At 45.8% G+C, this 7,419-nt stretch carries 5 protein-coding genes; all 5 read left to right on the top strand.

Going from position 1 to position 7,419, the window contains the following annotated elements; all coding sequences use genetic code 11:
• The first annotated feature begins 334 nt into the window (after positions 1-334).
• Positions 335-1,984 (top strand): fumarate hydratase, encoded by a 1,650-nt coding sequence (locus NFR90_RS11230; protein WP_160335098.1) that lies wholly within the window; start codon positions 335-337, stop codon positions 1,982-1,984.
• 46 nt (positions 1,985-2,030) lie between these two features.
• Positions 2,031-2,585, top strand: a complete 555-nt coding sequence (locus NFR90_RS11235) for a hypothetical protein (RefSeq protein WP_251453094.1) — start codon at positions 2,031-2,033, stop codon at positions 2,583-2,585.
• Between the two features lie 10 nt (positions 2,586-2,595).
• Positions 2,596-5,160 carry a DEAD/DEAH box helicase gene (locus NFR90_RS11240; RefSeq protein WP_251453095.1) on the top strand — a complete coding sequence of 855 codons (2,565 nt, stop codon included), beginning with the start codon at positions 2,596-2,598 and terminating at the stop codon, positions 5,158-5,160.
• 80 nt (positions 5,161-5,240) lie between these two features.
• Positions 5,241-6,467 carry a DUF401 family protein gene (locus tag NFR90_RS11245; RefSeq protein WP_160335100.1) on the top strand — a complete coding sequence of 409 codons (1,227 nt, stop codon included), beginning with the start codon at positions 5,241-5,243 and terminating at the stop codon, positions 6,465-6,467.
• A 25-nt stretch (positions 6,468-6,492) separates the two neighbouring features.
• Entirely contained in the window at positions 6,493-7,116 is a 624-nt protein-coding gene (locus NFR90_RS11250; protein ID WP_160335101.1) for a MarC family protein, read from the top strand.
• Positions 7,117-7,419: the final 303 nt, after the last annotated feature.

Here is a 7,419-nt window from a genome sequence, read left to right on the forward strand (position 1 = left end):
GTATTTCTTGCGAAAGTAGGTAGTCTCCGGGCTCTCCATTCTTAAAACCTCTTGCTGCGAATGCGGTGAGAGGTTTTTTCATTTCTGGTTTAAATCTGAATGCATAAATAATCCGAAAAAACCCTTATATTTAGGATAATTTATCGAATTTATTGCTCTTCTTGAGAATTAATAATTAATCTATTTAAATCATTTGGTTGACCTATTAATAATTCGTAAGTTAACAATAGTAAGCTAAGCATTAACCCTGAATAAAAAAATAATATATCGACGAAACGTAAATAAAAGTGTATCTTTGTGTTCGCTCTAAAAACTTAAATCAGGAGATATCAAGATGGCTCAGGCCCCCGAATTCAAATACGCCCCTATGTTCCAGATCGAAAAAGATGATACCGAGTACTATCATCTCTCCAGTGAATATGTCTCTCTGGGCGAATTTGAAGGTCAAGAAATTCTTAAAGTTGAACCGGAAGCACTCACAATGCTTATTGAAAGAGCTTTCACTGATGTCAACTTTATGCTGCGTCGCTCCCATAATGAATGCGTCGCAAAGATTCTGAAAGACCCGGAATCCTCTGAAAACGATAAATATGTCGCTTTGACAATGCTTCGCAACGCTGAGATTTCTGCTAAACGCGTCCTTCCGATCTGCCAGGATACCGGCACTGCAATCATTCATGGCGAAAAAGGTCAGCGCGTTTGGACCAATTTTGAAGACGAAGAAGCAATTGCCCGCGGTGTTTACAACACCTACACACAGAACGCGCTTCGTTATTCTCAGAATGCCCCGCTTTCTCTCTATAAAGAAATCAATACCCGCTGCAATCTTCCCGCTCAGATCGATATCGAAGCCACTCAGGGCGAAGAATACCGCTTCCTGTGCGTAGTTAAGGGCGGCGGTTCTGCCAACAAGTCTTATCTCTTCCAGAAGACTAAGGCAATTCTTAATCCGAAAGCTTTGATCCCCTTCCTCTTCGAACAGATCAAGGGTCTTGGTACAGCTGCTTGCCCGCCTTACCATATCGCTGTCGTGATTGGCGGTACTTCTGCAGAAAAGACAATGCTGACTGTGAAGCTTGCTTCTACTAAGTACTACGACAACCTGCCGACAACCGGCGACGAAACAGGCCGCGCTTTCCGTGATGTTGAGCTCGAAAACAAACTGCTTGAACTTGCTAACAGCATCGGCTTAGGCGCTCAGTTCGGCGGCAAGTATCTTGCTCACGATGTTCGCGTTGTTCGCCTGCCGCGTCACGGCGCCAGCTGCCCGATCGGTATCGGCGTCAGCTGCTCTGCCGACCGTAACGTCAAGTGCAAGATCAATAGAGAAGGCCTCTGGATTGAACAGCTCGATACGAACCCGGGTGAACTGATCCCTGAAGAATACAGAACTAAGGGCGAAGGCGAGACTGTTAAGATCGATCTGAATCAGCCGATGGAACAGATTCGTGCCGAACTGTCTAAGTATCCGGTTTCTACACGCGTTTCTCTGACCGGCAAGATCATTGTGGCTCGCGACATCGCGCACGCCAAACTTCAGGAACGTCTGGATAAGGGTGAACCCCTGCCTGACTACATTAAAGATCATCCGGTTCTCTACGCAGGTCCCGCAAAAACTCCCGAAGGCTATGCCTGCGGCTCAATGGGCCCGACAACAGCTAACCGTATGGATCCTTATGCTGATCCGTTCATGGCTGCCGGCGGTTCCTTCGTTATGATCGCTAAGGGCAATCGTACTGACGTAGTTACCGAAGCCTGTAAGAAACACGGCGGCTTCTATCTTGGAACGATCGGCGGTGTTGCCGCGGACCTCGCAGAAGAAGCTATCCGCAGCATTAAGTGTATTGAGTATCCTGAACTCGGTATGGAAGCGGTTTACGAAATTGAAGTGGAAGATTTCCCGGCATTCATCCTGGTCGATGACAAGGGCAACGACTTCTTCAAACAGCTCAAGCCCCTGCACCCGATTAATCTCGTCGACTAATACTCGTCTTTGAGAACGGCCCGGCAAATTGCCGGGCTTTTTATTTATGCAAACGGCTAAAATTTTCTCTCCCGGAAGCTGTTGCATAGGTATCCGTATTTTTGTACAAATAGATAAAAACATAAGGCAGAGCAGAATGAATACAGAAACAGGAAAATTAAAAAAGATTTTTTCTCTATGGAGAGATATTGAGTGTCTGACCCCGTTCGAAATTCACGAAAATGATTTTGAATCTCTGCTGGACCCGAATAATTCTGCACATTCACCGCGCAGTTCTATTTTTAAATGGGACGAAAAAAACAACCGCGGCCGAACTGCCTTTCAGCACGAACTTAATAAGTCGCCGGTCGGCACAGATACGGCAGAACACATCACGGTCTATACGATCTGTGCAGGAGTGATTCCGACAGAACTCTACGTCAAACGGGTAGAAGAACTCCTGCGCAAACTGCGTCCTGACTGTTCAGAGTTTCTAAAAGACTATTCTTACGAACAGATGCGCAGTAACGGACGCATCGCGCTCGGCGGATTTCGCGTAAATCACTTTGGAAAATTCGTCCCGGATTCAATTCATATTTCCCGCTTTTGCTTATTTGATTGAACTTTCAAGAATGGTGAAGGACAGGGAAAAGATCGCGGATCCCGTTTCTCAGGCCGTGTCCGTTGCGATTTCAATCCAAAGCAGGTTTTGGCCCGAACTGGATACGTCAATATCTTCTGCGGAGGACGCGCAGGCGGAGCTCCCTGACTCAAAAATTCTTTATCAGATGAAGTGCAGACGGATGAAAGGCGCAAAAACTCGAGATGGAAAATCGAGAAGGATCATGCAGCTGAATGATCTTAGTCCCAGCCTTCCAATCTTTGATGCAAACATCGTCGACGAAATCGTGAAATTTTTGCTTAAAGAAGCAGAGCTGGATGTACCGTATGAAATTTGGGTGGCTAAACAGTTTCAGGTTTCAACTCAGCCCGCACCTATGCCTTTCATGAATTCGCCGTATGTAGTGGAGATAGAAAGAATCCTTGCGCTGCTTAAAGATAACTTTGCAAGCCCGGAAGATATTCTGAGCAAAATCACTTACAGTATCTTGGACGATTCTCCCGGTCCGGATCGCAAAGATATTCTGACTTCTCCCAAAGCATTTGCCGATTTGGCAAACCCTAAGCACTTTAATCTCGGACGCTGGCCAAATCTCATTCAGCACTATTTAGTTCCTCTGCAGCAGGCGGCAGTTGAAGCGATTTGTTCCTGTGATGATTATTCGCCGGTCGTTTCAATTAGCGGACCTCCGGGTACCGGCAAGACAGAAATAGTGAAAGAGCTTGTCGCTGATGTAGTGGTCAGAAGAGCGTTCGTGCTCAGCAAAATTAAAAAAATCGGAGTTGAAGAATTATTTGACGATATCGCCGAAGGGCTGGCTCTCAAGTCGGAATTTTCAGAAGACTTCTCAATTATTGTTGCCTCCAACAACAATAACGCGGTTGAAAATATTACGAAGGAACTGCCTTATTCGTACGGATTTGAAAGGCAGACGTTTTATTTTCCGGAACTCGCTGATGAGTTAAATCACACGGAAGGCGCTTGGGGACTGATCTCTGCCGCTTTGGGAAAAGGCATAAACTGGCAGCGGTTTTATAAAACACTTTTTAGACGGAAGACGCTCGATTCGAACGGAACTAAGGTAAAAAAAACTTATCTCGAAGGATATCTGTTAGAGCAAAGAGATCAGGAAGGCGGTCAGGTTGCTGTTGAAAAGAAATGGGAGGAGCAGCGTGCAAATTTCAAAAAACTTCTTGGAGAAACAGTTTCTCTGCTTAAACAGCAGGACAGCATTTATAAGAATCAGCGTAAAGATCTGCCTGAGAGCGTCTCACAGAAGGTTCAGCAGCGCAGAAGCGGTCTATTGGACCAAATCTTTGCAGACGGTTTAGAAGACGAAGATGCACAGCCAATATCGTTGTTTGATTTTTCGACGCGGGGTGTAAAGGAAATCAACCATGAAAAACGCCTGTATTCGACTAAGGAAATTGATATCACGAGAACAGAGCTCTTTTTGAGCGCGCTTGAGCTTCATCGTCTGACCATTCTTATTCATGCGAAGCGTTTTGTTCGAGCGATCGAGACCTGCAGTCTAGCATCGATGAGGAATGTCTCTTCGGTTTATCGAGCTCAAATGCTCGGGACGATTACGTTTTTAGTTCCTGTTATTTCTACGACGTTTGCCGCGTCAGTCATTCGCTTTGGATGCTGTACAAAGAAAACGCTTCCGTGGGTTGTGATTGATGAAGCTTCTCAGGCTTCGCCTCAGTCGGCACTTTGTCTTATGCAGAGAGCAAAACGGCTTATTGTGATTGGAGATACGCGTCAGCTTCCGCCGGTTGTTTCGCTTCCGCTCCCGATCATCGAGATGCTCATTGGAAAGGATAAATACTACGAACGATGGATATCACCGTATTGCAGCCTCCAAACTCTTGCGGATAATACTCAGGAGTACGGGACATGGTTTAGAAATTTCTCCGGCGGGAAAGAATGGACCGGACTTCCGCTGCGAGTACAGAGAAGGTCGATCAGACCGATGTTTAGAATTTCCAATGCTCTGTCATACTCCGGACAAATGTCTCTTCCCGGTCATTTGGAAGAAAAATTCAAAAAAGGGAAATTTATCCGTAGTTTTTGGCTTGATGTCTCGCCTCAGTCTCCAAGCGACAGCAACTGTATTCCGGAGGAGATGGAAGCGGCGTCGCAACTGCTTGACTGGCTGGATAATGAGCTTGGCCGGACGGCTTTCTTTAATCGCGATTCCGAACCCAAAACGCTGATGATTTGTACGCCGTTTAGGGCAGTATCGGGTGCTCTGAAAGCTTCCGGGCTTACAAAGAATCGTATGAACTTTACGATAGAGAAGATTGGAACGATCCATACGATGCAGGGGCGTCAGGCAGATGTCGTAATTTTTATTTTAGGTTCGCGAAACGGCAAAGCCGGTTACTACGCAAGGAGCTGGGTCTGTGAACCGCCTAATCTGTTGAATGTAGCCGTAAGCCGTGCCAGAGAAACACTTATCGTTATTGGAAATTACGAAGACTGGCATTCTTTTATGCCGATGGGCACGGTAATTGACGCCCTGGAGCAGGATGGACTCGGTATTTTGACGGAATTACCGATAAATGGTTAACAAGTAGATACAATAACGAGAAATTAGGATGCGGCGCGAATTGCACAGCCAGGTCCGACAAGTCTCATGGAACTACTAGTATGGATTCAGTGTTTTGGATTGTGATAGCGGCGATGGTTTTAATCGTCGTTCTCTTACGCTTTAAAGTTATTATCGGCTTATCGATTCTCTCGGGCGGCCTTTTGATCTGGCTGTTTGAGTCGAGATCGCTGGAAATGCTTTGGAAGGCGATGCAGCAGACGCTGGTGATGCCGAGAACATGGGACCTAGTCCTGTGTTTGTATTTTGTGATGTGTCTTGAGGTTGAACTGAGAAAGAGCGGATCGCTGCATGGAATGGTCGTCACGATGCGCAATATTTTCTCCAGCAATAAAGTGACGCTTGCGTTTATGCCGGCATTTTTAGGCTTGCTGCCTTCCCTTGGAGGCGCGCGTTTCTCCGCTCCGATTGTGAAGGAGGCGAGCGAAGGCATTGCCGTAGATGACGAAGAAAAGAGCGCTATTAATCTTTGGTTCCGTCATATTTTTGAATTTTCCAACCCTCTGATGCCCGGCGTCATTCTTGCCTGCGGTATTGCGAACGTCACAATTTCGGATCTGATCACACACGTCGGCTGGGTTACGATTCTGTGTTTTGTTCTGGGTTGGATTGTTTTGATTCGTCCGCTCAGAATTACCGATCCGGAAAAAGCCACCAACACGACAAACGATCACTCCATAGATTGGAAGAGTTTGTTCCTCGCTTTTGGCCCTATCATCGCTAGCTTTGTTCTGATTGTCGCCTTTAATATGCAGGCGGCTCTTGCGATGGGATTGGTCGTAGTCGGTTTCATTCCGCTTTATTTCCTTTTCAAGCGTCAGATTCCTATTCTCAGTGTATTTACAGAGAGTTTGGACAAAAAGCTTTTCTTTAATGTGATCTGTATTCTGTATTTCATTCAGCTGTTGACCGTCATTGGAACACTGGATGAAATTGTGAATGCGTTTAATCATTCGAGTCTTCCGGCTCCTGCCATTGTTGCCTGTCTGGCCTTCATTTTTGGTGTGATGACCGGAATGGGACAAGGCTACATTGCGATTGTGATGCCGATCGTTGCTCTTATGGCACCGGGAAATATTATCTTGGTTGGCATTACTATGGTTTACGGCTTAGTCGGTCAAATGATTACTCCGACTCACCTCTGCATTCTTGTAACGGTTGACTATTTCAAGAGCAGTCTGTGGAAAACGATTGGTAAATGTGCCTGGCTGTCATTTTTAACTGCGCTGATCTTTTCAGTTTGGACGTATTTCCGTTACTACAATTGACGGATTGGACTTACGGAGGAGATAAATGTCTCTTGCTGACTGCTTTGCGCTTTTTGTGAAGTTTTTCTTCCTGCTGACGCCGCCTTTTGTTATGTCCGCCTTCTTGTCGGTAACGAAAGACAATTCGATTAAAGAGCGCAATTATTTGGCGTTGTGGATTACTTTATGGATTTTGATTATTTCCGGAATATTGCTTTTCTTTGGCGGATTTATTTTCAAAATCTTTGGTATTACTCTTGATGCCTTCCGTGTCGGAACGGGCGCATTGCTTTTTCTAACGTCGGTCGGTTTGGTGAGCGGAAATTCCATCCGTGTTCCTCAGGGAGATTCTATTCAATCTCTTGCTGTGGTTCCAATGGCGATTCCAATCACACTTGGGCCTGCTTCAATCGGCGTACTGATGGTTTACGGCGGCGAAATAAAAACAGGCCTTGGTTTCTTCCTTGCTTATCTTTCGATCAGTGCCGCGGTGATCTGTGTGGGCCTTCTTCTGTTTGTGTCGAACTATATTCAGAAGGCGATTGGGAAAAACGGCCTCGTAGTGCTGAGTAAGCTGACCGGTCTAATTCTCGCTGCGCTATCGGCTCAGATGATTTTCATGGGGGCTGACGGTTTTCTTCAGGAGGCGATTAAGAACGCTTTAAAATAAGTGTGTTAGCGGAAATAACCCCGTATTATTTGCTTACACAGCCTCTCTTGAACAATTGAGCATCTTCGTGTATATTGCTCGGCTCAATTAAAGGAGGGGTATAACATGGATAACGGAAGAACAGAAAACAAAGAGTCCGCTAAGATTATTGCGATATCCACAGTGATGTCTATGATCGGCAGCGCACTGCTTTTAGCTGTGTCGCATGTAATCGGCTAATAAAATCGAAGTAAGTTTTAACCGTCTAGGCTGAAGAGGCCGGGACGGTTTTTTTGTTTATGGCGGTTCGTCGGAAAAATTTCG

Origin of the sequence: Parasutterella muris (assembly GCF_943193095.1) — a bacterium.
GTDB lineage: Bacteria > Pseudomonadota > Gammaproteobacteria > Burkholderiales > Burkholderiaceae_F > Parasutterella > Parasutterella muris.

Excerpts from the sequence above, each read along its gene's own strand:
- NFR90_RS11230 (WP_160335098.1), top strand. The coding sequence starts at position 335 with ATGGCTCAGGCCCCCGAATTCAAATACGCCCCTATGTTCCAGATCGAA.
- NFR90_RS11250 (WP_160335101.1), top strand. The coding sequence starts at position 6,493 with ATGTCTCTTGCTGACTGCTTTGCGCTTTTTGTGAAGTTTTTCTTCCTG.
- NFR90_RS11245 (WP_160335100.1), top strand. The coding sequence starts at position 5,241 with ATGGATTCAGTGTTTTGGATTGTGATAGCGGCGATGGTTTTAATCGTC.
- NFR90_RS11235 (WP_251453094.1), top strand. The coding sequence starts at position 2,031 with ATGCAAACGGCTAAAATTTTCTCTCCCGGAAGCTGTTGCATAGGTATC.
- NFR90_RS11240 (WP_251453095.1), top strand. The coding sequence starts at position 2,596 with ATGGTGAAGGACAGGGAAAAGATCGCGGATCCCGTTTCTCAGGCCGTG.